Origin of the sequence: Alloprevotella sp. Lung230 (assembly GCF_014385435.1) — a bacterium.
Classification (GTDB): Bacteria; Bacteroidota; Bacteroidia; order Bacteroidales; family Bacteroidaceae; genus Alloprevotella.
The window spans coordinates 63,008-85,839 of record NZ_JACSUD010000011.1; the positions used below are offsets into that span (position 1 = coordinate 63,008).

Here is a 22,832-nt window from a genome sequence, read left to right on the forward strand (position 1 = left end):
TGAGGCAGGTGGAGAGAGGGTGCAACAACCGTCTGTCCGCCTGCCTTTTTTGTTGTTCTGCTGTCTGTCCCCCTTCAATTCCCACCGCTATGCTGTCCAAACAAAAGCTCAATCAGATTTTTCTGAAAGACACTTCGTTCGTCAATTTGATGACGCGCCGCGTGTTTAACATCCTCATCTTGGCCAACCCCTACGATGCCTTCATGCTGGAGGACGATGGGCGCATTGACGAGAAACTCTTCGACGAATATGCCGCACTCTCGCTGCGATATCCGCCTCGCTTCATGCTGGCCGCCTCGGCCGAAGAAGCGTGGGGCGAACTGGAGCGCACACCGTTCGACCTCGTCATTGTCATGCCGGGCACGGACAACGGCGAAACCTTCGACATCGCCCGCGCCATCAAAGAGCGCTACACCGCCATCCCCCTCGTGGTGCTCACGCCCTTCAGCCACGGCATCACTGCGCGTATGGAGCACGAGGACCTGAGTATCTTCGAATACGTCTTCTGCTGGCTGGGCAACACCGACCTCCTCCTCTCCATCATCAAGCTCATTGAGGACAAAATGAACCTCGATCACGACATCGAGGAGGGGGGCGTGCAGATGATTCTCCTCGTGGAGGACAGCATCCGCTTCTACTCCTCTGTGCTGCCGGAACTCTACAAGTTTGTGCTGCAACAAAGTAAGGATTTTGCCACCGAAGCCCTCAACGGCCACCAACGTACCCTGCGCATGCGCGGTCGGCCGAAGATTGTGTTGGCACGCAACTACGAAGAAGCCCTCGCCCTCTACGAGCGCCACCCCAAACAGGTGCTGGGCGTCATCACCGATGCGCGCTATCCCAAAGCCGGACAGGTCGATGCGCGAGCGGGCGTGAAACTGCTGGCCGAACTCCGGACGCGCGACCCTTTCCTCCCCCTCATTCTCCAATCGGCCGAGACGGAGAACATGCATAGTGCTGCCATCTATGGAGCCGACTTCATCGACAAAAATTCGAAGAAGATGAACATCGACCTGCGCGACGCCATCAAGGTGCACTTCGGCTTCGGCGACTTCGTCTTCCGCGACCCCACGACCTTCGAACCTGTGGCGCGGGTGCGGACGCTCAAAGAACTGCAAACCGCCATTTTCAAAGTGCCCGCCCAATCGCTGCTCTACCACATCTCCCGCAACCACGTGTCGCGCTGGTTGCGCAGCCGCGCCATGTTTCCGTTGGCCGAACTCATCCGCTCCCTCTCGTGGAATGAGTTGCAGGACCTCGATGCCCACCGACAAATCATCTTTGATGCCATCGTGAGCTACCGCCGCATGAAGAACCAAGGCGTGGTGGCGGTGTTCGAACGCAATCGCTTCGACCAATACTCCAACTTTGCCCGTATCGGCGAAGGCTCGCTGGGTGGAAAAGGACGCGGTTTGGCCTTTATCGACAACATCATCAAGCGCCATCCCACGGTCAACCGCTTCGACAATGCCACGGTGATGATTCCGAAGACGGTGGTCCTCTGCACCGACATCTTCGAGGAGTTCATGGACACCAACGACCTTTATCCCATCGCCCTCTCCGATGCCGACGACAGCGAAATCCTCGCCGCCTTCCGCGCTGCCCATCTGCCGCGCCGCCTGCTGGGCGATTTCCTCACCTACATCGAAGCCACGCAAAGTCCTGTGGCCGTGCGCTCAAGTTCGCTCCTCGAAGACAGCCACTACCAGCCTTTTGCCGGTATCTACAACACTTATATGGTGCCCTATCTCGACGACCGCCGCCGGATGCTCCTCATGCTTTCTGATGCCATCAAGGGCGTCTATGCTTCGGTCTACTTCAAGGACTCGAAAGCCTACATGCAGGCCACGCGCAACGTCATCGACCAAGAGAAGATGGCCGTCATCATCCAAGAGGTCGTGGGGCAGCAACACGGCACGCGCTTCTATCCTGCCATCTCGGGCGTGGGGCGCTCGCTCAACTACTATCCCATCAACGATGAGCGCGCCGACGAAGGCATCGTCAGCCTCGCCCTCGGTCTGGGCAAGTACATCGTCGACGGCGGCCTCACCCTCCGCGTCTGCCCTCACCATCCGGCCAAGGTGCTCCAAACATCCGAAACGGAGATTGCTCTGCGCGAAACGCAGACGCGCTTCTACGCCCTTGACCTCACCAACAGGGGCGACAACTTCTCCATCGACGACAGTTTCAATCTCCTTCGCCTCCCCGTCAAGGAGGCCGAAAAGGACGGCAGCCTCCAATTCATCGCCTCCACCTACAATGCGACCGACCAAGTCATCTATCCCGGCGTCTATCCCGGCGGCCGCAAAATCATGAGCTTCGTGGGCGTGTTGGAACACGACGTGGTGCCGCTTCCCACCCTCCTGCAAGAGATTTTGCACCTCGGACAGCAAGAAATGCGCCGCCCCGTCGAGATTGAGTTTGCCGTCAATATCAACGCTGCCGACCGCTCCTGCACTTTCTATCTCCTGCAAATCCGTCCGATGGTCGATGTGAAAAGCGACGTCCACATCGACCTGTCCACCATCGACGATGCCCGCGTTATCCTCCGCAGCGACAACAGCCTCGGCCACGGACAGCCGGACGACATTGCCGACATCGTCTACGTCAAAACCGAAGGCTACCGCCCCGCCGACAATCCCACCATCGCGCAGGAGATTGAGCGCATCAACGCCCGCTTCCTTGCCGAAGGCCGCCACTACGTCCTCGTCGGCCCCGGCCGTTGGGGCTCGAGTGACCCTTGGCTCGGCATCCCCGTGAAGTGGCCGGCCATCTCCGCTGCCCGCATCATCGTGGAAGCCGGACTCACCCACCACCGCGTCGAACCCTCCCAGGGCACACATTTCTTCCAAAACCTCACCTCTTTCGGGGTGGGCTATTTCACCATCAACGACTTCATCGGCGACGGCACGTACCACCAAGCCCTCCTCAACGACCTCCCTGCCGTCGAGGAGACGGACCACGTGCGCCACGTGCGCTTTCCCCGTCCGCTCACCATCAAGATGGACGGCAAGAAAAAGCTCGGTTTCGTCCTCCTCCCCGAGGAGTGATGCCGTGATGTGCCGCGTTCATTGCGGCATACAGTCATCGACATTTACGACGGCAGCCCGCGTTGCTGCGCCTGAATTGTGCATCGTCCCCTCGCGAAGGAACAAACGTCTCTTCGCGAGGGGACGAATGTCTCTTCCCGAAGGAACGAATGTCCCTTCCCGAAGGGACGAACGCTGCCTGAGGTTTGCGGGCGCGGGCGACACAGCGCAGGACGTGCGGCAGCTTTTGCGAAACGCTGAAACGGCTCTCGCGGCAAAAAAACTCCCTGCAAAATTTGGTGCGCTCAAAAGTTTGCCGTACTTTTGCAGCAGACATGACGACAACGTGCCGAATGAAGCCCGCAAAGCTCCATTCGGCATCTCATCTACCCACATACATAACATACACATAACTCTTTAAATTCTTATCACAATGGCTCACATTATCTCTAACGATTGCATTGCCTGCGGCACTTGCATCGACGAATGTCCCACTGCCTCCATCAGCGAAGGCGAAATCTATGCTATCGCTGCCGACACCTGCATCGACTGCGGCGCTTGCGCAGACGTTTGTCCCACAGGCTCGATTTCTCAGGCTTAATCGCACTTCGGTGCTCACCCCAACGACAACGGCCGGCTTTCCTTGCGGAGAGCCGGCCGTTGTCGTATGGGCGAGGGTGGTGCGGAGGGGAGATTGCGCGAAGCATGCTGCCCGAAGCGAGGAGCGCGTGCGTGTCGCTATTCGGGGTGCAACTCGCCGGCGAGAGGGAGCGGCCTCCAGCCTTCGCCGTAGGTGGCTTGGGCATCGCTCACAATCACAAAGGCGCGAGGGTCAACCTCTTGCACCTTGGTCTTGACCGCCGTAATTTCCTTGTTCGACACGACGAGGAAAAGCATTTCCTTATCTTCCTGCGTGTAGAGGCCGCTGCTTTTGATGCGGGTGGCCGAGCGGTCGAGCGTTTGGAGAATGAATTCGCGCAACTCCTCATTGGGGCGGCTGGAGATGACGAACACGAGTTTGTCGTCCTGCGCTCCGTTGATGACATAGGCGATGGTTTTTGATGAAACGAAGATAGCGATGAGCGAATAGAACGACAAGTGCCATGAGGGAGCGTCGCCGCCGGCTTCCACATTGCCCAAACCGAGGCCGAACACGAGCAAACCGGAAAGCACCACGATGGCATCGCAAATCAGAATGCCGTTGGAGAAGCGCACGTTGAGGTATTTTTGCAGGAACATCGCCACGATGTCCGTACCTCCCGTGGTGGCTTGTTGGCGCACCACAAAACCGCAACCCAATCCGATGGTGGCCGCACCGATAATGGTGGTGAGCATCAGGTGTTGGCTCATGTTGATCACCCCTCCGCAAAGTTCGGCAGGATTGAGCGCGTGGAGCGCTTCGGCATTGGGATAGGCCAAATCAGAGAGGATGTTCATAATCAGAGGCGTGATGAGCGCCGCAAAGATGGTGCGCGACCCAATTTTAGAGCCTAAGAAAATGGCCGCAAGGATGAGGAGGGGGACATCGAAAAACCAACCGAAAGTTCCGACCTGGATGGTGGGAAACAAACTGTGGAGCACGATGCCGGCGCCATACACACCGCCGGGAACAATGCGGTAAGGGTTGATGAAAAACACGAAGCCGGCACACATAATCGTGATGCCCACAATGATTTTAATCCAAGTGAACCACCAGTTGAATTGTCGGGCGGGCTGCGTCCAATGCGCCATGCCTGTTTTGAAGTTGTTCATGCGTTAAGTTGAGGTTGAGGCAAGGGCGGAAGGCCGATGCCGAGAGTGTGAAGTGAGGGAAGAAAATTAAGACTTGACCACTTTCTTTTCGCGGAAGATGATGAGGAAAGCCACCGCTACGAGCAGCGCGTAAACCGCAAAGATGCCCCACACCGTAGACCAGTTGCCCACCATCACGCCGCCTTCGTTGCTGACGTAGCAATTGACCACCCATTGTGCGCCGAGTGTACCCACCGAAGCACCGATGCCGTTGGTCATGAGCATAAAGAGCCCCTGTGCACTGGAGCGAAGGGCAGGATCGGCCTCCTTGTCGACGAAGAGCGAGCCGGAGACATTGAAGAAGTCGAAGGCCACGCCGTAGACAATCATAGAGAGGATGAAGAGGGTAACACCCGGGAAGGCGGGATTGCCCACGGAGAAGAATCCAAAGCGAAGCACCCAGGCAAACATGGCGATGAGCATCACCGTCTTGATGCCGAAGCGGCGGAGGAAGAAGGGGATGAGCAGGATGCAGAAGGTCTCGGAGATTTGCGAGAGAGAGATGAGCAGATTGGCGTGGTCTACGAAAAACTCACCCTTATAGGCTGCATCGACACCGAAACTGGTGATGAAGGGGTTGGCATAGCCGTTGGTGATTTGCAGGCTCACGCCCAGCAACATCGAGAAGATGAAGAAAAGTGCCATGCGACGTTGCCCGAACAAACGGAAAGCGTCCAGTCCCAAAGCCTGAACGAGGTCTTTGCGTTCGCCCTTCGGTGCCGTGGGGCAGGAGGGGAGGGTCAGCGCATAGGCTGCCAACAGCAAACTCCAAGCGGCGGAGACGAAAAATTGGATTTCGGTGCTTTGCCAGCCCGACAAGTCCACAATCCACATGGAAATGATGAACCCGATCGTACCGAAGATGCGGATGGGCGGGAAAGCCTTGACCGTGTCGAGCCCTGCGCGGTCGAGGGCGTTGTAGGAAACGGAATTGGTCAACGCGAGCGTGGGCATATAGGCCGCTACGCTGAGGGTGTAAACCGGAAAGAGGGTGCTGAAATTATGGTGTCCCAAAGCGGCCAACACACCTACGGCAATCATCGAAATCGCCGCGACGAAATGGCAGAGGGAGAGCATGCGTTGTGCCGGTATCCAGCGGTCGGCCACAATGCCGACAATGGCGGGCATGAAGATGGACACAAGTCCTTGTACGGTGTAAAACCAACCGATGTGAGCACCCATACCGACACCTGCAAGGAAAGTTCCCATGGAAATCAGGTAGGCACCCCAAACGGCAAATTCGAGAAAATTCATCGCGATGAGTCTCGCTTTGATGAAATTGTTGTTCATGTTGTTTTGGTAAAGATTAGGGTTGTGAAGTGAGTTCGAAATGCAAATTTAGTGCAAAAGCCGAAGAATGCCAAGTAGACGTGCAAGTTTTTTCGATATTATGCGCACAAAGGCGGTGTTTCAGCGCGAAAAGCCCTGAAACACCGCCTTTTTCGGGGAGGGAGGGAAGTCAATTCAATTTCTCACTCAGGTAGCGAGCGGTGTAGCCCTTGCCGGCGCGCACCATCTCTTCGGGCGTACCGGCAAACACGAGTTCGCCGCCGGCAGCACCGCCTTCGGGGCCGAGGTCGATGACGTGGTCGGCGGTTTTCACCACATCAAGGTTGTGCTCGATCACCACCAGCGTGTGGCCGCGCTCGATGAGGGCATCGAAAGCGCGGAGCAGGCGGTGGATGTCGTGGAAGTGAAGACCCGTGGTGGGCTCGTCGAAGATGAAAAGCGTGGGTTCGCTGCGCTCCTGGCTGAGGTAGTAAGCCAGTTTGACGCGCTGGTTTTCACCGCCCGAAAGGGTGGACGACGACTGCCCCAGTTTGATGTAGCCCAGCCCCACGTCTTGCAGCGGCCGCAGGCGTTTGGTCACCTTCTTGGCCTGATGGGCATCGAAAAACTCGATGGCCTGATCGACCGTCATGTCGAGGATGTCGTAGATGTTCTTGTCGTGGAATTTCACTTCCAATACCTCGGATTTGAAGCGCTGACCGTGGCAACTCTCGCACTCCAGCACGAGGTCGGCCATAAACTGCATCTCGATGCGCACGGTGCCCTCGCCCTTGCACTCCTCGCACCGACCGCCGTCGGTATTGAAGGAGAAGAAGGCGGGTGTCATCTCCATTTGTTTGGCCAAAGGCTGGTCGGCCATCAAGCGCCGGATTTCGTCGTAGGCCTTGACGTAGGTCACGGGGTTGGAGCGCGAGGACTTGCCGATGGGGTTTTGGTCGATGAAGTCGACAGCCCGGAGGGCATCGAGATCGCCGGTGAGGTCGATGTGCTCCCCGGGGCGGTCGGCACCCTCCCCGAGGTGGCGTTGCAGTGCACGGTAGAAGATGTCGCGCACAAGGGTGGATTTGCCCGAACCCGACACACCGGTCACCACGGTGAGCACATTGAGCGGGAAGTCCACGTCGATGCCTTTCAGATTGTTGTGGCGCGCACCGACCACGCGGATGGCGCGATTCCACCGGCGGCGTGTGGCGGGGACGTCTATCCTTTCTGCCCCCGTGAGAAAGTTGAGGGTGTGGCTCTGCGGGTGGGGTGAATTTACCTCAGAGGTAGTTTTTTCTAGCTCTGAGGTAGAATTTTTTACCTCTGAGGTAGATTTTTTTAGTACTGAGGTAGTTTTTGCGGCAGTGCTTTTCCCCTTCAAAGCCGTGGTCACTTGTCCCTTCCAGACCACCTCGCCGCCCAAGCGTCCGGCATCGGGACCAATGTCGATGAGATAGTCGGCCGCGCGCATAATGTCCTCATCGTGTTCCACCACAATCACCGTGTTGCCCAAGTCGCGGAGGGCTTTGAGGACGTGGATGAGGCGGTCGGTGTCGCGAGAGTGAAGCCCGATGGAGGGCTCGTCGAGGATGTAGAGGCTGCCCACGAGCGAACTGCCCAAAGAGGTGGCGAGGTTGATGCGCTGACTTTCGCCGCCAGAGAGGGAGTTGCTCAGGCGGTCGAGGGTGAGGTAGGACAGGCCCACCTCTTGGAGGAAGCGCAGGCGGGTGCGGATTTCGGTGAGCAGCCGCGTGGCCACCTGTGTCTCGTGGGGCGTGAGGGTGAGGGCGTCAAACCACGCCGCGAGTTCGCTCACGGGACGGCGCACCAGTTCGGCGATGGTCGCGCCTCCCACCCGCACATAGAGGGCTTCGGGGCGCAGTCGGGCACCGTGGCACGCAGGGCAGTCGGTCTTGCCGCGATAGCGCGCGAGCATGACGCGGTATTGGATTTTGTACTGATTTTCTTCGAGCATACGGAAGAACGTGTCGATGCAGACATCGCCTTCTTCGTCGCTCCATGCCATCCCTTCACCGCCATGCCAGAGGAGGTCGCGCTGTGCGGGGGTGAGGTTGAAGTAGGGCTCAAAGATGGGGAAATTGTGGGCAGCGGCTTTGCGCATGAACTCTTGCAGCCAGATGCCCATCTTCTCTCCGCGCCAGCACATCACCGCCCCATCATGGACGGAGAGGGCACGGTTGGGCACGACAAGACTCTCGTCGATGCCGATGACGCGGCCGAAACCCTCGCACTTGGGGCAGGCACCCACAGGGGAGTTGAAGGAAAAAAAATTGTCGCTCGGGTCTTCAAATTTGATACCGTCGGCTTCAAAGCGGGTCGAGAACCTTTCGAGCGCGCCGTCCGGATAGAAGCGCAACAGGCATTCCCCATCGCCTTCAAAGAGTGCCGTTTCGACAGAGTCGGTGAGGCGCGAAACGCCGTCCTTCGAACTGTCCACCACCAAGCGGTCGAGCAGCAGGAACAAACGGCCTTCGGCCTGCGCGGCTTCGTGGCGGGCAATGGCGGCTTCGCTTTCTATCGCCTCGTCCATGCGCACCATCTCGCCGTCGAAATCGAGACGTGAGAGTCCTTGCTGCATCAGCACCTCCATTTGCTCTTTGAAACTGCGGTCTGTGCGGGGTGGGAGAGGGGCGAGCACCGTAAATCGTGTGCCGGCAGGGTGGCGGAGGGCGGCGGCTACGACATCGTCGGCACTGTGGCGGCGCACCTCCTCACCGCTCACAGGCGAAAAGGTGCGGCCGATGCGGGCAAAGAGGAGGCGGAGATATTCGTAGATTTCGGTGCTTGTGCCCACGGTGGAACGAGGGTTGCGGCTTGTCACCTTCTGCTCAATGGCAATGGCGGGAGGCAGCCCTTTGATGTAGTCGCATTCGGGTTTGTTCATGCGGCCGAGAAACTGGCGGGCATAGGCCGAAAGGCTCTCTACATAGCGGCGCTGCCCTTCGGCATAGAGGGTGTCGAAAGCCAACGACGACTTGCCCGACCCCGAAAGGCCGGTAATGACCACCAGTTTGTCGCGCGGGATGTCGATGTCGATATTCTTCAGGTTGTTCACGCGCGCGCCTTTCACGATGATGGCATTGTCCATAAGCAGAGAGGATGAGTAGGTGTTCAAAATAATGTACGGATGAGTAGGCAAAGGTACGAAAAAAGTTTGATGCTGCACCGCTTGCATTTCCTTTTTCCCCTTCCACGTGGTGGTTGCTCCTGCTTTTGCTTTCCCTAAAATACACTTGCGACGCAACTACTCAAAAAGTAATTGCGTCGCAAGAAAACGTCTGTAAGACGAATGCTTAGGGTCGGTTCAAAGTTTCCTCGTTGTCCCAGATAGAACTGCCATCGTAGCCGTTGCTGAGTCCGCCGGGTGAGGTGGCTTCTTCTTGGTGGGAGGAAAGTGCCATCATGTGTTCAGAAGCAATATGGAGAAGGGTAACTTTGGGGGCGATATAGGATTTCATAAGTAGAATTTGCTGAATATAAGGTGTATGAGGTGGATTGTGCGGAGCGTGGGGGAAATGGTCTTTTGGAATAAGATGCCGGAGGTTTTGCCTCCCACGCTTCGCCAATCGTTGTTTTTTATTTCATAACTTTCTTGCCGCCGACAATGTAAATGCCGTGGGTGGGGTGGGTTACGCGGCGACCGGAGAGGTCGTAGATGGGGGCATCTTGCGTGTTGGGAGTTTCAACGGCTTCAATGCCGGTCACGATGGGATCCACGAGTGAGAAACCTTGTGCGCCACCGCTGGCGAAGGGAAGGCTGAGGTAGGCGTGTCCGGCTTGAACGGTAGCACTGTTGCCGCCAGTACCCATTTCCCAATAGAAACCCACGCCTTTGCTACCTTTGTTGAGGATATAAATCTTTTGACCGGCTGTTGCCGTAACATCTTTCTCTTCAAGGCAGCCTTGGAGGATATTGCCAGTGGTATTCGCTGTACCTTCTGCAGTTTCAAGAGGTTCAGCTACATAAGCACCGGCCTTAGCTTGGAGCAGTACAGCAGTATTGGCATTAACCACTTGTTCTGCGAGTTCTTTTACCTTAATTCCATTACCATCGGCTTCAACAATGCTGGCTTTCACTCCTTGAGGGAAGCGAACATTTTTGTTAGCATAGAAGGTGGCATATCCTGCGCTTGTAATGGTAAAAGGAACAACTTCTTCGATGTGAAGACCACCAATTCCGATATTTCCTGTTTTTTTCTTGTTATAGAGTAGTTTTACAGCTGTAACTCCTGCAGAAATTGATACTACATATCGATTTGTCTGTAATAATGTGGGGGTAACGTCACTAAAGATTTTGTGTTTAGGGTCGGTAGAAATTTGTACGTGAAAAGTATTCGATGTGACATTACCATTTTCTCTGTAATTATACCAAAAAGTTAATCCTTGGTGAGAGGGTAAATGAAAGGTAAGAGATGATCCTTTTTTATCAAATTTGAGTTTAGTTTCTGGATGGCTTTTATAATCACTGCCTAATTTATCTTGAATCACTCCTTCAGGAAGGTCTTTCTGACCGCCATCATAACTAAAAGGCAAACTAATGGTCTGAGCCATCACAAAGAATGGTATCAGCGCAAGAAACAATGTCGTAAAAATTTTTTTCATAAGAATAGAGGTCTTTATGGGTTGAATAAGTATATCTGCAGGCAAAGATAAGGAATTATTTTGAAATGGGAAGAGTTATTTAGAAAAAATTCCACTTATGCTTCTCTAATGAGTTGGGAGGATTCCGAAGGATATCAGCGCGTGCTGAAAGCCTTGCATTTTCTGCCAAATTCGTTATGCATTTTCTACCGATTTCTTTATTTCGATATAAAAAGCATCTTTTTTGGCTTTCATCCTCAAAAATGAGGAGAAAATGGTGGTAGAAGAAAGAAAAGTTGTTTATATTTGCACCATCTCAACAACCATAGACATCATGATAACGAACAGATTCCTACAACGACTACCGCGCTTAGGCCACCGCGCCAAGGTGGCTCTGCTGCTCGTGAGTGGGGTTGTGGTGGGCTTAGGCGGACTTTTCCTCTATCTGCTCAGGTTTCACACCTATTTGGGAGATGACCCCTCGGCCTGTGTCAACTGCCACATCATGACCCCCTACTACGCCACGTGGATGCATGGGGCGCACGCCCGCAACACCACGTGCAACGACTGCCACGTGCCGCACGACAATGTCTTTCGGAAGTATTTCTTCAAAGGCAAAGACGGCATGAACCACGTTTACAAGTTTGTCACGCGCCAAGAGCGACAGGCCATCCGCGCCATTGACGAGAGCGCTGAGGTCATCATGGAAAACTGCGTGAGGTGTCACGCCACGCTCAACACCGAACTGGTCAATACGGGGCGCATCACTTACATGGACGTCAAGTGCGATGCCGGAAAAGCCTGCTGGGACTGCCACCGCGATGTGGCGCACGGCAAGATGAACTCCCTCTCTTCGACGCCCAACGCCGAGGTGCCGCTGCCCGACTCTCCGGTTCCCGACTGGCTCCAGAAGATGGTGAAGTAAGTTCCCTCTTTTCTCTTTATGTAAAAACAACATCTGCATAACAACAACATAAAAGACACACAAAATCATGGCACAACAATTGAAACGCTGGCAAGGATGGCTCCTGTTCGGAGGCTCAATGGTCGCAGTCTTCGTCCTCGGACTCATCGTTTCCTCCCTCCTCGAGCGTCGCGCCGAGGTGGTGAGCATCTACAACAATCGCAAACACATGTTTAAGGACTCCATCGTGTCGCAAAACGAGAAGTTTGCCGAAGATTTCCCCCGCGAATATCAAACGTGGAAAACGACCGAAGACACCACCTACCAAGGTGAGTTCAACAGTTCGCAACGTGTCGATGTGCTGGCCGCACGCCCGGAAATGGTCGTGCTTTGGGCGGGCTATTCCTTCTCGATGGAGTACAACACGCCGCGCGGTCACAAGCACGCCATTGACGACATGCGCGAAATCCTCCGCACCGGTGCGCCCGGTGTGAACGGCAACAAGGACACGCAGCCCGGCACCTGCTGGACCTGCAAAGGTCCCGACGTGCCCCGCATCATGAAGGAGAAGGGCATCGCCGAGTTTTACAAAGCCCCTTGGAGCCAATGGGGCGGCGAGATTGTGAACACCATTGGTTGCTCCGACTGTCACGATGCCCGCACCATGAACCTCAAACCGGCACGTCCCGCCCTCTACGAAGCCTGGGCTCGTCGTGGTCAGGACGTCGACAAGCAGTCGCACCAACACATGCGTTCACTCGTTTGTGCACAATGCCACACGGAATACTACTTCAAGGGCGATGGCAAATATCTCACCTTCCCACAGGACAAAGGTTGGACGGTCGACGACATAGAGAAGTACTATGATGAAATGGACTACTCCGACTACACCCACTCCCTCTCGCGCGCTCCTATCCTCAAAGCCCAGCACCCCGACTACGAACTCTGGCGCATGGGCATCCACGGCCAGCGCGGCGTGTCGTGTGCCGACTGCCACATGCCCTATGTGAGCGAAGGCGGCGTGAAGTATACCGACCACCAGGTTATCAGTCCGCTTGCCCGCATCGACAAGACCTGCCAAACCTGCCACCGCGAAGATGCAGAAACCCTTCGCCAAAACGTCTATGATCGCCAGCGCATGGCCAACGACGTGCGCAACCGCGTAGAGAAAGAACTCGCCAAAGCCCACATCGAGGCCAAATATGCTTGGGACAAGGGCGCCACAGAAGCTGAAATGAAGGCCGCTCTGCAGGCCATCCGCAAGAGTCAGTGGCGTTGGGACTTTGCCGTGGCCAGCCATGGTGCGTCCTTCCACGCTCCTCAGGAAGTGACACGCATGCTCGGCCAGAGCCTCGGCTACGCCCAAGAAGCGCGCATCGCCATTGCCAAAGTGTTGGCCAAACACGGATTCTCCGGCGATGTGCCGATGCCCGACATTTCGAGTAAGGAAAAGGCTTGGGCTTACATCGGTGTCGATGGCAAAAAACTCCAAGCTGACAAGGCCAAGTTCCTCAACACCGTTGTGCCCAAGTGGGTACAGTCGGCCAAACGCCAGGGCAAGCTCATCGAACTCTGAGTGGAATCCCTCGGCCTGAGACATCCTTGAATTTCCTCATCAGCGCGGCGGCAGACTTTCCTCCTCTGTCGCCGCGTTCACTCCAATCTCTCTCGCTCCCATGTTCAACCATATTTGGAAAATGAAAGAAGGTTTTGCCTTCGGCGCAGGACTCCTCCTCGTCGGGCTGGCGCTGCAATCGGCCGTCGGGCCTGTGCGGTGGTCGGACTTCGCCTTCCCGCTCAACGCCATTTTCCTCGTTCTCTTCCTCCTCGCCCTCCTTGCGGTCTATGTGCTGCGCCGCCGGGTGCGCCTGTTCCGTTTCCTCCTCACCACCGAAGCCGCCGTGCCCACTCTTCTCTATGCTGCCGTGCTCACCGTGGTGATGGGGCTCACTCGCCAAGTGTCTGCCCACGAGCGAGCCATCGATCCCATCGGACTCACGCAGATGCTCGCCTTTTGGCCGTTTGTGCTCATCTATCTCCTCCTCGCCGCCATCGTGGGGCTCATTGCCTTGCGGCAGATGTGTCATTTTCGCCTGCGGCAGGTACCCTCGCTGCTCTGCCACCTCGGTCTTTTCATCGCCATTGTGGCCGCCACGCTCGGCAGTGCCGACATGGAGCGCGTGAAGCTCAAGGCCGGCACCGACATGCCCGAATGGCGTGCCACCCACGAACAGGGCTTTGTCGAACTTCCTCTGGCCATCCAGCTCGAGAAGTTCACCATCGACGAATATCCGCCCAAGCTCCTCCTCATCAACAGCCAAACCGGACAAACCATTCCCGCCAAAAAGCCCGAAATCGTGCTCGTCGACAAGCACTTCCGCGAAGGGTGCCTCTCGCAGTGGCGCATCCGGGTGCGCAAAAATCTTCCCCTTGCTGCTCCTGTGGTGACGGGCGACACAACAAAATACGTGGCCTGGGGCTCGTCAGGCGCTGTGACGGCTCTCTTCGTCGAAGCCCAACGTATGGAAGGCGATCGTCCTGTGGGCCGGCCCTCTGTGGGATGGGTGACCTGTGGCAGTTACCTCTTCCCCTTCCAAGAACTCAAGCTCACCCAACATCTGAGCTTGGTCATGGCTCGCCGCGAACCGGAGCGCTATGCCTCGCGCATCCACATCTACACTCGCTCGCAAAAGAACATTGTCGCCACCGTCGAGGTGAACAAACCGGTCGCCGTAGACGGCTGGCGCATCTATCAGCTCAGCTACGATGAGGCCATGGGCCGATGGAGCGAAACCAGCACTTTCGAACTCGTCAAAGATCCTTGGTTGCCGGCCGTCTACGTAGGCATTTATCTGCTGCTCGCCGGTGCTGTGCTCATCTTCGTTGTGGCGCAAAAGCGGCGCTGAGGCAGCCTCGCCCTTCTCTCCACCTCCTTCAACTCTCCCACCATGACTTGGAATTCCTTCCTCTTCTTTGCTCTGCCCGCCCTCGCGCTGTGGGCAGGCGGTGCTTGGACGGCTTGGAAAAAGCGTCCCCTCCCCACCTATCTCCTCACCCTGGCCGGTCTGCTGGTCTACTTTGCCTTCATCCTCGGTCTGTGGATTTCGCTGGAGCGTCCGCCCCTCCGCACCATGGGTGAAACCCGCTTGTGGTATGCCTTCTTCCTGCCCACCGCCGGTCTGATTGTCTATTCCCGCTGGCGCTATCCTTGGATTTTGGCTTTCAGCACCCTCCTTGCCGGTGTGTTCACCACCATCAACCTCGTCAATCCCGACATCCACAACAAGACGCTCATGCCCGCGCTGCAAAGCCCTTGGTTTGCACCACACGTCATCGTCTACATGTTTGCCTACGCCATGCTCGGTGCCGCCGCACTGATGGCCGCCTACCTGCTGTGGTTCAAAAAGGACGCCACCACCGACCACGAACTCGACATCTGCGACAACCTTGTTCACGTGGGTTGGGCGTTCATGACCGTCGGCATCCTCTTCGGGGCGCTTTGGGCAAAAGAGGCTTGGGGGCACTACTGGGCGTGGGACCCGAAAGAGACGTGGGCGGCCGCCACGTGGTTTGCCTATTTGGCCTACATCCATCTGCGTCTGCGCACCGACCGCCACCGTCGTGTCGCGCTGTGGGGGCTGCTCCTCTCCTTTGTCCTCCTCCAAATGTGCTGGTGGGGCATCAACTATCTGCCCTCCGCACAAGGCACGAGCGTCCACACCTATAATATGGGCTGACGTCCCGCGGCTTCCCGAGCGCTTTCGCCCCTCGCGCTCTAAAAAGAATGTCCCTATGCGCTGCACCCATAGCGCATAGGGACATTTGATGTTTAGACCTTGAAAAAAGGCAGGTAAGAGAGGCTATTTCACCGTTGCCACCACATATTCCGACTGTGTGCCGATGCGAAACTTGCCGCCCCAGATGCCGATGCCCGAACTGATGTAGTAGTGCGTGCGGCCTTTGGTCATCGAGCCGTAAGCCTTTTCGTAGATGGCATCCGTCACCCAGTTGAGCGGCCACACCTGCCCGTGGTGGGTGTGTCCCGCCAGTTCGAAGTCCACCCCGTTTTGCGCAGCCTCTTCAAGGTGGTAGGGCTGATGGTCCATCTCGATGATGTACTTGCTGCGGTCGATGCCCGCCATCACCTCGCGGAGCGAGCGGCGCCGGCGGTTGGTGCGGTCGTCGCGCCCCACGATGGCCACATCGCCCAAGTAGGCCACGTTGTCTTGCAACATCGTGATGCCCGCCCGTCGGCAAAACGCCTTGTCGGCCTCCGTGCCGGCATAGTAGTCGTGGTTGCCCAAGACAGCAAAGACGGGGATGCCGAGACGGCGAAACTCTTCGGCCGACTCCTCTTCAAGGACGGGCTTCAGCGTCTGGTCGATGAGGTCGCCGGCGATGAGGATGGCATCGGGACGTTCGGCCTTGATGAGTTCGAGCCAGCGGTGGAGGTCGCTGCGGCGGTTGTGGTAGCCCAGATGAAGGTCGCTCATCATCACCAGCTTCAAGGGGCGGCTCACCCGCCCGCCCGAGTCGAGCGTGAGTTCCACCCGCTGCTTGTGCTCAAAGTGCAGGTAGGCGTAGGTGAATAGTCCCACGAGCAGCGCCCCGATCGCCACGCTGCCCATGACGCTCCCTTTGACCCACGCGCGGGGGAGGAGGTGGAGCGCCAGTGCGAGGTCGATTACGGCAAAGAGCAATATCAGATAAAGCAGGAGGATGACCCACGAAGTGCCCACCTCGTAGGCCAACGTGGCCGGGCCGATGGGCATGCGGTCGAGCGCACCGCTCATCGCCACAAAGAAGGTGGCAAAAGCCAGCGCCATCAGCACCACTGCCGTCAAACGGAGGAGAAGGAGGTCGGGCAGGAGCTGCCACACCCGCAGCGAAATGTAAATCTGTCCCGCCAGCGGGAGGAGCAGCAAGAGGAGTTGCCAGGAGAAATTCATCTGTGTTTAGTCTTTGTGTCTGTGTCTGCGAGGAGGTTTATTGCTGCACTTCCATCTGCATCCGCATGCCTTCCATCACCCCGGGGACGCTCATGCTCATCGTGATCTTGGCGTTGTTCTGCCCGGGGATTTCCCAGCCTGTGGTGCGGCTGTAGTAGGTGCGGCCGGAGATGTTGCCGTCTATATTGACCGCCATGCCCGGCTGGGTTTCCGTCACAGTGCCTCTCATCAGCCCATCGTAGGCCACCACGTAGGCATCGGGCGTCACCTCAACGAGACGGAAGGTGATTTCGCTCGCAAGGCCCTGCACCTCCATGGTCGCCGTCCAATTCTCGCCCACGGCCACCGGACGTTCGGGGAAGGCGGCGGGAAGAGTGGCACTGTTGAGCATTTTCTGCATCGAAGGGTCGATGCCCATCGCCTTTGTCTCTGCCATTAGCGGACCTTCCGGCTTCCGCAGGTCGTTGTATCTCATGATGAAAGGCTTGTTGATGAGCGCCTTTATGGGCTCCATGTCGCGGAGGTTGATGGACTGCCCCTTGGCACTCGAGCCGGTGCCGGCGGTCGGAGTCATCACGCCATCGATGGCAGTGAAGGTGGTAGACACGATGTAGTTTCGGTCGGACATGTTCTGCGCTTCTTGATCCTGCTCGATGGTCGTTTGCATCTGCATCGGCCCCACTTGCGGGACCTCCATGGTCATGTTGATTTGCGTGCGATAGTGCAACACTTGATTGAGCACGGGGTTGAAACGCAGGAGGTAGCGCTGCTGGGCGGCTGCGGTGAGGGCCGTGAGCGCAAGGACGAGGGTGAAAATCGTTTTTCTCATCACGAAAAAGTATTAAAAGATTATTTTTGCAAAGATAGTCATTCGTTGGAAATCCCCCAAGCCTTTTTTGGAAAAAACACGGCATGAGATGAGGGGCGGGCGTACAGGTACAGTGTACGATGGTTTCTGTCTTGAAAAGAAAGGTAGGAAGTAGATTTTTTTACCTCAGAGGTAGTTTTTTCTAGCTCTGAGGTAAAAAAATCTACCTCTGAGGTAAATTTCAGTGTGTGAGAAGAGGAGAACAACATGTCCCTTTCTCCTTCTTGCCGGAGCACAAAGCGGGCAAACCTTCTTTGTCTGATGATAGGTTTTGACAACTCAGAATATCGAAAATGAATGAAAAATATTTTTTCTGTCGCTTTTCTGATATTTTTCTTGCGCGGCGTGGGGGAAGGTCGTATCTTTGCAATGTGTTTTTCATAGTATTAGATTTAAGGTTAACAAGGTTGGGATACAGTGGTATCCCATTTTTTTTGCCCTTTTTGGGGGTGAAGAAACTCTGGAAGGCACTTTTTTACAGGTCTACTTGCTTTTTCTGCCTCAAAAAGGAGAGGTTTTTCCAAAGTTTTTGTAACTTAGCGCCAAGAAACCCTACATTTCCTTTTTAAGTAGGTGTTCAAAACTAATTGATACCGGATTTGTTTCAATTTGTCGTCAGGTCGTCTTTGTGAAGAAGGAGTGTAGCGAGCTACACGACCGGTGAACAAAGGCGAGATGGCGGAAAAGGGGAGCAAAGATGGCATCAAAGTAGAGAACATCCTACGCAGAAGATAGTTACAATCAATTTTGAACACCTACTTATGCAAGCACAAAGTCCTACTTTTCTTGACCTCTTTCTCCAGAACTCCATGTACTATATCTATTGGGGAGCGGCCATCGTGGCCAGCGCCGTCTTCTTGGTGCAGACCATTTCGCTCTTCATCGGCTTCGACACCGACCACGATTTCAGCGGCGGCGACACCGATTTTGATGCCGATGGGCTCAATCTCGTCTCCGTCAAGACGGTGGCCTGCTTCATCTTGGGTTTCGGCTGGACGGGAGTGATTTTCTATCCCATCATCGACAACAAACTCTGGTTGGCGGCACTGGCTGTGCTCATCGGTCTGGTGTTTATGGTGCTCATCGCCTTTTTGTTGCAGCAGGTGCTCCGCCTTTCGCAGGACAACACTTTCCGCGTGGAGAAAACGCTCGGCCATGTGGGCGAAGTCTACCTCAACATCCCCGCTGCTCCCGGCAAGAGCGGCAAGGTGATGGTGAGCATCGACGGCTCGGTGCATGAACTGCTGGCCGTCACCACCCATACGGCCGACTTGCAGACGGGCGCTCGCGTGCGCATCGTCGAAGTCATCGACCAAGACACCGTGCGGGTTGAGCCGACCTCTCTACACAACGCTTAATCTTTTCTATTTTTTTTCGCTATGGACCCTATTCTCCTTCCCATCATCATCGTCATCGTGGCCTTTGTCATCTTGGCCGCCCTCCTCAATCGCTATCGCCGCTGTCCGTCGGACAAAATCCTCGTCATCTACGGCACCACGTCCAATGGCGGTTCGGCCAAATGTATTCACGGCGGCGGTGCGTTCGTCTGGCCTGTGGTGCAGGACTATGCCTACCTCAGCCTCACGCCCATCTCCATCGAAGCCAACCTGACCAACGCCCTTTCGCGTCAAAACATCCGCGTTGATGTGCCCTGCCGCTTCACGGTGGGTATCTCCACCGAGGGCGACTCGATGAACAATGCCGCAGAACGTCTGCTCGGACTTTCGGCCAACGACATCCAAGAGATGGCGCGCGACATCCTCTTCGGTCAGCTCCGTCTGGTGATTGCCTCAATGAGCATCGAAGAACTGAACAGCGACCGCGACAAGTTTCAGGAAAACATCATGACCAACGTGGAGATCGAACTCAAGAAGATTGGTCTCAAACTCATCAACGTCAATGTCACCGACATCAAGGACGAGAGCGGCTACATCGAAGCCCTCGGTAAAGAAGCTGCTGCCAAGGCCATCAACGAGGCCAAGGTGAGCGTGGCCGAACAAGACAAAATTGGTGAAATCGGACGTGCCGAAGCGCAAAAGGAAACGCGTATCCGCACCTCCGAAGCCAACGCCAAAGCCATCGCGGGTGAAAACAACGCAAAGGTTGAAATTGCCAACTCCGATGCCGAACGCCGCGAAAAGGAGGCCGAAGCCGGTCGGCGTGCCGTGGCTGCCGAAAAGGTGGCACAGGCCAAAGCGCTCGAAGAAGCCTATTCTGCCGAACGTCAAGCCGAATTGGCGCGTGCTGAGCGTGAACGTGCTTCGCAGCAGGCCAATGTGATTGTGGCACAAGAAGTAGAAAAGCAACGTCTCGTCATCGAAGCCGAAGCCGAAGCCGAACAGAAGCGCGTCAACGCCAAGGGTGAAGCCGATGCTATTTTTGCCAAGATGGAGGCCGAAGCCAAGGGTTTATATGAAGTACTCACCAAGCAGGCACAAGGTTACGACAAGATGATTCAAGCCGCCGGCGGTGACCCCACGCAAGCCTACACGCTCCTGTTACTCGAAAAGCTCCCCGAACTCGTACGCACGCAGGTCGAAGCCATCAAGGGCATCAATATCGACAAGGTGACCGTTTGGGACAATGGTGCAGCCGGCGGCGACGGCAAGAGTTCGACAGCCGGATTTGTGAGCGGACTGATGAAGGCGGTACCCCCGCTTTCCGACCTCTTTGAACAGGCCGGCATGAGCCTGCCCGAGTATCTCGGCCGCCGCAAGGAAGCGACCGAAGTCGAAGCCACGGAAGAATAATGTCCGAAGTGCGCTGTTCCCTACGATAGCCATTTACCGGCAGAGGGTGTGTCCCACATTTCCACGAGGGAATGTGCGGACGCATCCTCTTGTCTTTTATCTTTTACCTCTATCCCTATCTCTCCATGAACTCAATTTCCCGCCATGCCCTCCTGCCCTGTCTTTTGGGGCTGGGGCTCGCGATGCCACAAGACGTTGTGGCGCAAACCACCACGCCGGGCAGCGAAACTTTCGTCCTGCTCCGCGACGGCCGTCTCCGCGTCTTTGACGACGCTATCCTACTCCGCACCGACACCGTGGCCGGGCAGGTGCAATTTCACTTAGCCCCCCAAGGGCAAACCACCGCCGCGCAGGTAGTGCGCTTCGACCTGAAGGATGTGGTGAGCCTCACCGCCGCTCTCCCCACGGAGGTGAAACTGCCGCGCTTTGCGGCCTACAAAGTGACGACCAAGGCCAATGCCAACGTGGCAAAAGAGGCCGTGGGCAAAATCGCTGCCGATGGCAACACCGTGAGTCTCAGCATTGCTGCCATCGACCGCACGGTGCGCCCCACCTTTGCACTGGACAAGGCCGATGCCGATCGCGGTGTCGCAGTCTACGTGGCCGATAAGCGCCAACAAAGCGAGGTGAACTGGGTGCACTTTGGCGCGCCCGTCCGCTACCTCCTGGCCGACCCGAACCATGAGCGCATCACGCAGGTGGAGACTGCGGCGGCCATCCCTCCCAGACCGGCCGGCAATACAGAAAAAGCCACACGCCTCAACCTCACCGCCGCGATGCTCAGTTCCAACTACGCTTCCCCTTGGGCGAACGAAGCGTTGGCCAACTTAGTGGATGGCAATCCCGGCACCTACTTCCACACCGTCTGGGGCGAGGGGCTGGACGAGAGTGTCGTCCCCTATGTCGACATTGCCCTGCCCGAAGCACTGAAAACCTTCAAGTTCGACTACCTCACCCGAGCTTCGTCGACTAACAACATGCCCTCTGTCTTCACCCTTCTCACCTCGACCGACGGCATGACGTGGAGCGAATTGCACACCTTCACCGAAGCCGACGGTGTGCCGCAATCAGGGGCGGCACAGCGCTTTCAATCCAACACTCTCACGGCCGCAACACCCTTTACCCACTTGCGCCTGCGCTGCGACAAGAGCACACGCCGCAACTACTTGGTGCTGGCCGAACTCAACCTCTACACCGTGGAGCAGGTGGCAGTACCGGCCACTCCCGGCACACCGGCCACTTATGCCCTCAAAACCCTGCCTTATGGCCGCACGGTGAGTGTGACGGCCGACTTCCCCGCCCGCAAGGCCGACCGCGTGCCGCGCATCGACATCACCCTCAAAGACGGCGTGACGGTGCAGGACATTCACAACAACAAGAGCAAATATCGCCGGGCGGACATCGCCATTGACGGCGTGGGTGTGTGGAGCAACCTCACCGACAGCGTGAGCATCAAAGGCCGTGGCAATTCCACTTGGGGCATGTACAAAAAGCCCTACCGCCTCAAGTTTGCCAAGGGTGTCAAGCCTTTCGGCCTCCACAAAGGCAAAAGCTGGGTGCTGCTCGCCAATGCGTTGAGCGATTACAGCACCGGCGGCGGTGCGCACTTGAACAATGCCATCGCCATGAAAGCCGCGCAGATTGTGGGAACGGCGGCGGTCAATCACATCATCCCTGTCGACCTCTACATCAACGGCGACTACATGGGGGCGTATAGTTTCACAGAGCAGGTGGGCATCTCGGGCAACAGCGTCGACCTGCCCAACGACTCCACCGCGGCACTTCTCGAACTCGACACCTATGACCAAGACGGCGACCCCTTCTTCTACGATACGGCCTACAACCTCCGCACCAAATACAAAGACCCCGAGCCCAAAGACTACCTCAAAGACTTCGGCAAGGAGGCGTACGACAACTTTTATGCCACCCTCCACAGCGAGTTTCGTGCCTTCACCGAAGCCGTCAAAGCCGGCGACTACGACCACCTCATCGACATTCCCTCGCTCGTGCGCTATTTCATGGTCAACGACTTGATCGGCAACCTCGAGTTTGGTCATCCGAAGAGCACCTACCTCCATCGTTCCGACATCTTCGACGCTTCGACGCGCTGGATTTTCGGTCCCGTGTGGGACTGCGACTGGGCGTATGGTTACGAACACAGCGGCGAGTTCGGCATTGCTTCTCCCGAATTTGATGTGTTCAAGGTGGCACCTGCCGGCAACGGTCGTGCCCTCTTCAATCAACTGCTGCAAGGTTCGGACGAAGTGCGCAAACAGTACTACCTCTTGTGGAACGACTTTGTCAACAACGGCGGCCTCGATGCCTTGACCCACTACATCGACGACTACCAACAGTTTGTGCAGCCCTCGCTGACGCTCGACTACGAGCGTTACCACCGCGGTCCCGGCAACTATGCCGGTATGGCGGCGCGCTTGAAGTCTTGGCTCACCCGTCGCGCCCACTACATCTTCGACCACCTCGAAGTCTTCCCCGACACGCCTACGGGGCTTGAAACGGTGCTTGCCCCTGATCCCGTCGCTCCTACGCCCCCGAAGGCGGTGCGCCGCGGCATCTTCACCCTCACGGGACAGCGCATCACGACGCCGCGCCACGCCTTGCAGAGCGGCCTCTACATCATCGACGGCCGTAAGGTCGTGGTGAAATAGT

Annotated in this window: 16 protein-coding genes; 9 read left to right on the plus strand and 7 right to left on the minus strand. The window is 56.6% G+C overall.

Annotation, left to right across the window (positions count from 1 at the left end):
* Positions 1-89 precede the first annotated feature (89 nt).
* Positions 90-3,050 carry a PEP/pyruvate-binding domain-containing protein gene (locus tag H8527_RS07065; RefSeq protein ID WP_187546838.1) on the plus strand — a complete coding sequence of 987 codons (2,961 nt, stop codon included), beginning with the start codon at positions 90-92 and terminating at the stop codon, positions 3,048-3,050.
* A 412-nt stretch (positions 3,051-3,462) separates the two neighbouring features.
* Positions 3,463-3,630, plus strand: coding sequence for a DUF362 domain-containing protein (locus tag H8527_RS07070; RefSeq protein ID WP_187546840.1), 168 nt, complete (start codon positions 3,463-3,465; stop codon positions 3,628-3,630).
* A 137-nt stretch (positions 3,631-3,767) separates the two neighbouring features.
* Here H8527_RS07070 and H8527_RS07075 read toward each other — a convergent pair whose 3' ends face one another.
* The 5 genes from H8527_RS07075 to H8527_RS07095 all read right to left on the minus strand — a co-directional run bounded on the left by H8527_RS07075 (position 3,768) and on the right by H8527_RS07095 (position 10,715).
* Positions 3,768-4,760 carry a YitT family protein gene (locus H8527_RS07075; protein ID WP_187546877.1) on the minus strand — a complete coding sequence of 331 codons (993 nt, stop codon included), beginning with the start codon at positions 4,758-4,760 and terminating at the stop codon, positions 3,768-3,770.
* A gap of 87 nt (positions 4,761-4,847) precedes the next feature.
* The gene (locus H8527_RS07080; protein ID WP_187546841.1) at positions 4,848-6,110 is read right to left on the minus strand and encodes a nucleoside permease; all 1,263 of its coding nucleotides are present in this window, start codon (positions 6,108-6,110) and stop codon (positions 4,848-4,850) included.
* A 169-nt stretch (positions 6,111-6,279) separates the two neighbouring features.
* The gene (locus H8527_RS07085; protein ID WP_187546879.1) at positions 6,280-9,201 is read right to left on the minus strand and encodes an excinuclease ABC subunit UvrA; all 2,922 of its coding nucleotides are present in this window, start codon (positions 9,199-9,201) and stop codon (positions 6,280-6,282) included.
* Positions 9,202-9,406: 205 nt separating this feature from the next.
* The gene (locus tag H8527_RS07090; protein WP_187546842.1) at positions 9,407-9,571 is read right to left on the minus strand and encodes a hypothetical protein; all 165 of its coding nucleotides are present in this window, start codon (positions 9,569-9,571) and stop codon (positions 9,407-9,409) included.
* A gap of 118 nt (positions 9,572-9,689) precedes the next feature.
* On the minus strand, positions 9,690-10,715 hold the full coding sequence (locus H8527_RS07095; protein ID WP_187546843.1) for a hypothetical protein: 1,026 nt from the start codon (positions 10,713-10,715) through the stop codon (positions 9,690-9,692).
* A 313-nt stretch (positions 10,716-11,028) separates the two neighbouring features.
* Between H8527_RS07095 and nrfH the strand changes: the two genes are divergently transcribed.
* From nrfH to ccsA, 4 genes are all read left to right on the plus strand, one after another.
* Positions 11,029-11,619, plus strand: coding sequence for a cytochrome c nitrite reductase small subunit (nrfH, locus tag H8527_RS07100; RefSeq protein WP_187546845.1), 591 nt, complete (start codon positions 11,029-11,031; stop codon positions 11,617-11,619).
* Between the two features lie 67 nt (positions 11,620-11,686).
* Positions 11,687-13,174, plus strand: coding sequence for an ammonia-forming cytochrome c nitrite reductase (gene nrfA / locus H8527_RS07105; RefSeq protein ID WP_187546847.1), 1,488 nt, complete (start codon positions 11,687-11,689; stop codon positions 13,172-13,174).
* 121 nt (positions 13,175-13,295) lie between these two features.
* A complete protein-coding gene (locus H8527_RS07110; RefSeq protein WP_255498546.1) occupies positions 13,296-14,504 on the plus strand; it encodes a cytochrome c biogenesis protein ResB in 1,209 nt (402 codons plus the stop codon).
* Positions 14,505-14,546: 42 nt separating this feature from the next.
* Positions 14,547-15,335 carry a cytochrome c biogenesis protein CcsA gene (gene ccsA / locus H8527_RS07115; RefSeq protein WP_187546855.1) on the plus strand — a complete coding sequence of 263 codons (789 nt, stop codon included), beginning with the start codon at positions 14,547-14,549 and terminating at the stop codon, positions 15,333-15,335.
* Between the two features lie 123 nt (positions 15,336-15,458).
* Here the strand turns inward: ccsA and H8527_RS07120 are convergent, their stop codons facing one another.
* Positions 15,459-16,547 carry a metallophosphoesterase gene (locus tag H8527_RS07120; RefSeq protein WP_187546857.1) on the minus strand — a complete coding sequence of 363 codons (1,089 nt, stop codon included), beginning with the start codon at positions 16,545-16,547 and terminating at the stop codon, positions 15,459-15,461.
* A 37-nt stretch (positions 16,548-16,584) separates the two neighbouring features.
* A complete protein-coding gene (locus H8527_RS07125; protein WP_187546859.1) occupies positions 16,585-17,376 on the minus strand; it encodes a DUF6263 family protein in 792 nt (263 codons plus the stop codon).
* A gap of 848 nt (positions 17,377-18,224) precedes the next feature.
* Here H8527_RS07125 and H8527_RS07130 point away from each other — a divergent pair.
* The 3 genes from H8527_RS07130 (at position 18,225) to H8527_RS07140 (ending at position 22,831) form a co-directional block, all read left to right on the plus strand.
* Positions 18,225-18,773, plus strand: coding sequence for a serine protease (locus tag H8527_RS07130; RefSeq protein ID WP_187546860.1), 549 nt, complete (start codon positions 18,225-18,227; stop codon positions 18,771-18,773).
* Between the two features lie 21 nt (positions 18,774-18,794).
* Positions 18,795-20,165, plus strand: coding sequence for a flotillin family protein (locus tag H8527_RS07135; RefSeq protein WP_187546862.1), 1,371 nt, complete (start codon positions 18,795-18,797; stop codon positions 20,163-20,165).
* Between the two features lie 125 nt (positions 20,166-20,290).
* Complete coding sequence (locus H8527_RS07140) at positions 20,291-22,831, plus strand: CotH kinase family protein (protein ID WP_187546864.1); 2,541 nt, start codon at positions 20,291-20,293, stop codon at positions 22,829-22,831.
* Position 22,832 lies beyond the last annotated feature (1 nt).

Excerpts from the sequence above, each read along its gene's own strand:
- H8527_RS07135 (WP_187546862.1), top strand. The coding sequence starts at position 18,795 with ATGGACCCTATTCTCCTTCCCATCATCATCGTCATCGTGGCCTTTGTC.
- H8527_RS07095 (WP_187546843.1), bottom strand. The coding sequence starts at position 10,715 with ATGAAAAAAATTTTTACGACATTGTTTCTTGCGCTGATACCATTCTTT.
- H8527_RS07080 (WP_187546841.1), bottom strand. The coding sequence starts at position 6,110 with ATGAACAACAATTTCATCAAAGCGAGACTCATCGCGATGAATTTTCTC.
- H8527_RS07140 (WP_187546864.1), top strand. The coding sequence starts at position 20,291 with ATGAACTCAATTTCCCGCCATGCCCTCCTGCCCTGTCTTTTGGGGCTG.
- nrfH (WP_187546845.1), top strand. The coding sequence starts at position 11,029 with ATGATAACGAACAGATTCCTACAACGACTACCGCGCTTAGGCCACCGC.
- nrfA (WP_187546847.1), top strand. The coding sequence starts at position 11,687 with ATGGCACAACAATTGAAACGCTGGCAAGGATGGCTCCTGTTCGGAGGC.
- H8527_RS07130 (WP_187546860.1), top strand. The coding sequence starts at position 18,225 with ATGTACTATATCTATTGGGGAGCGGCCATCGTGGCCAGCGCCGTCTTC.
- H8527_RS07090 (WP_187546842.1), bottom strand. The coding sequence starts at position 9,571 with ATGAAATCCTATATCGCCCCCAAAGTTACCCTTCTCCATATTGCTTCT.
- H8527_RS07075 (WP_187546877.1), bottom strand. The coding sequence starts at position 4,760 with ATGGCGCATTGGACGCAGCCCGCCCGACAATTCAACTGGTGGTTCACT.
- H8527_RS07070 (WP_187546840.1), top strand. The coding sequence starts at position 3,463 with ATGGCTCACATTATCTCTAACGATTGCATTGCCTGCGGCACTTGCATC.
- H8527_RS07120 (WP_187546857.1), bottom strand. The coding sequence starts at position 16,547 with ATGAATTTCTCCTGGCAACTCCTCTTGCTGCTCCTCCCGCTGGCGGGA.
- H8527_RS07125 (WP_187546859.1), bottom strand. The coding sequence starts at position 17,376 with ATGAGAAAAACGATTTTCACCCTCGTCCTTGCGCTCACGGCCCTCACC.
- H8527_RS07110 (WP_255498546.1), top strand. The coding sequence starts at position 13,296 with ATGAAAGAAGGTTTTGCCTTCGGCGCAGGACTCCTCCTCGTCGGGCTG.
- ccsA (WP_187546855.1), top strand. The coding sequence starts at position 14,547 with ATGACTTGGAATTCCTTCCTCTTCTTTGCTCTGCCCGCCCTCGCGCTG.
- H8527_RS07085 (WP_187546879.1), bottom strand. The coding sequence starts at position 9,201 with ATGGACAATGCCATCATCGTGAAAGGCGCGCGCGTGAACAACCTGAAG.
- H8527_RS07065 (WP_187546838.1), top strand. The coding sequence starts at position 90 with ATGCTGTCCAAACAAAAGCTCAATCAGATTTTTCTGAAAGACACTTCG.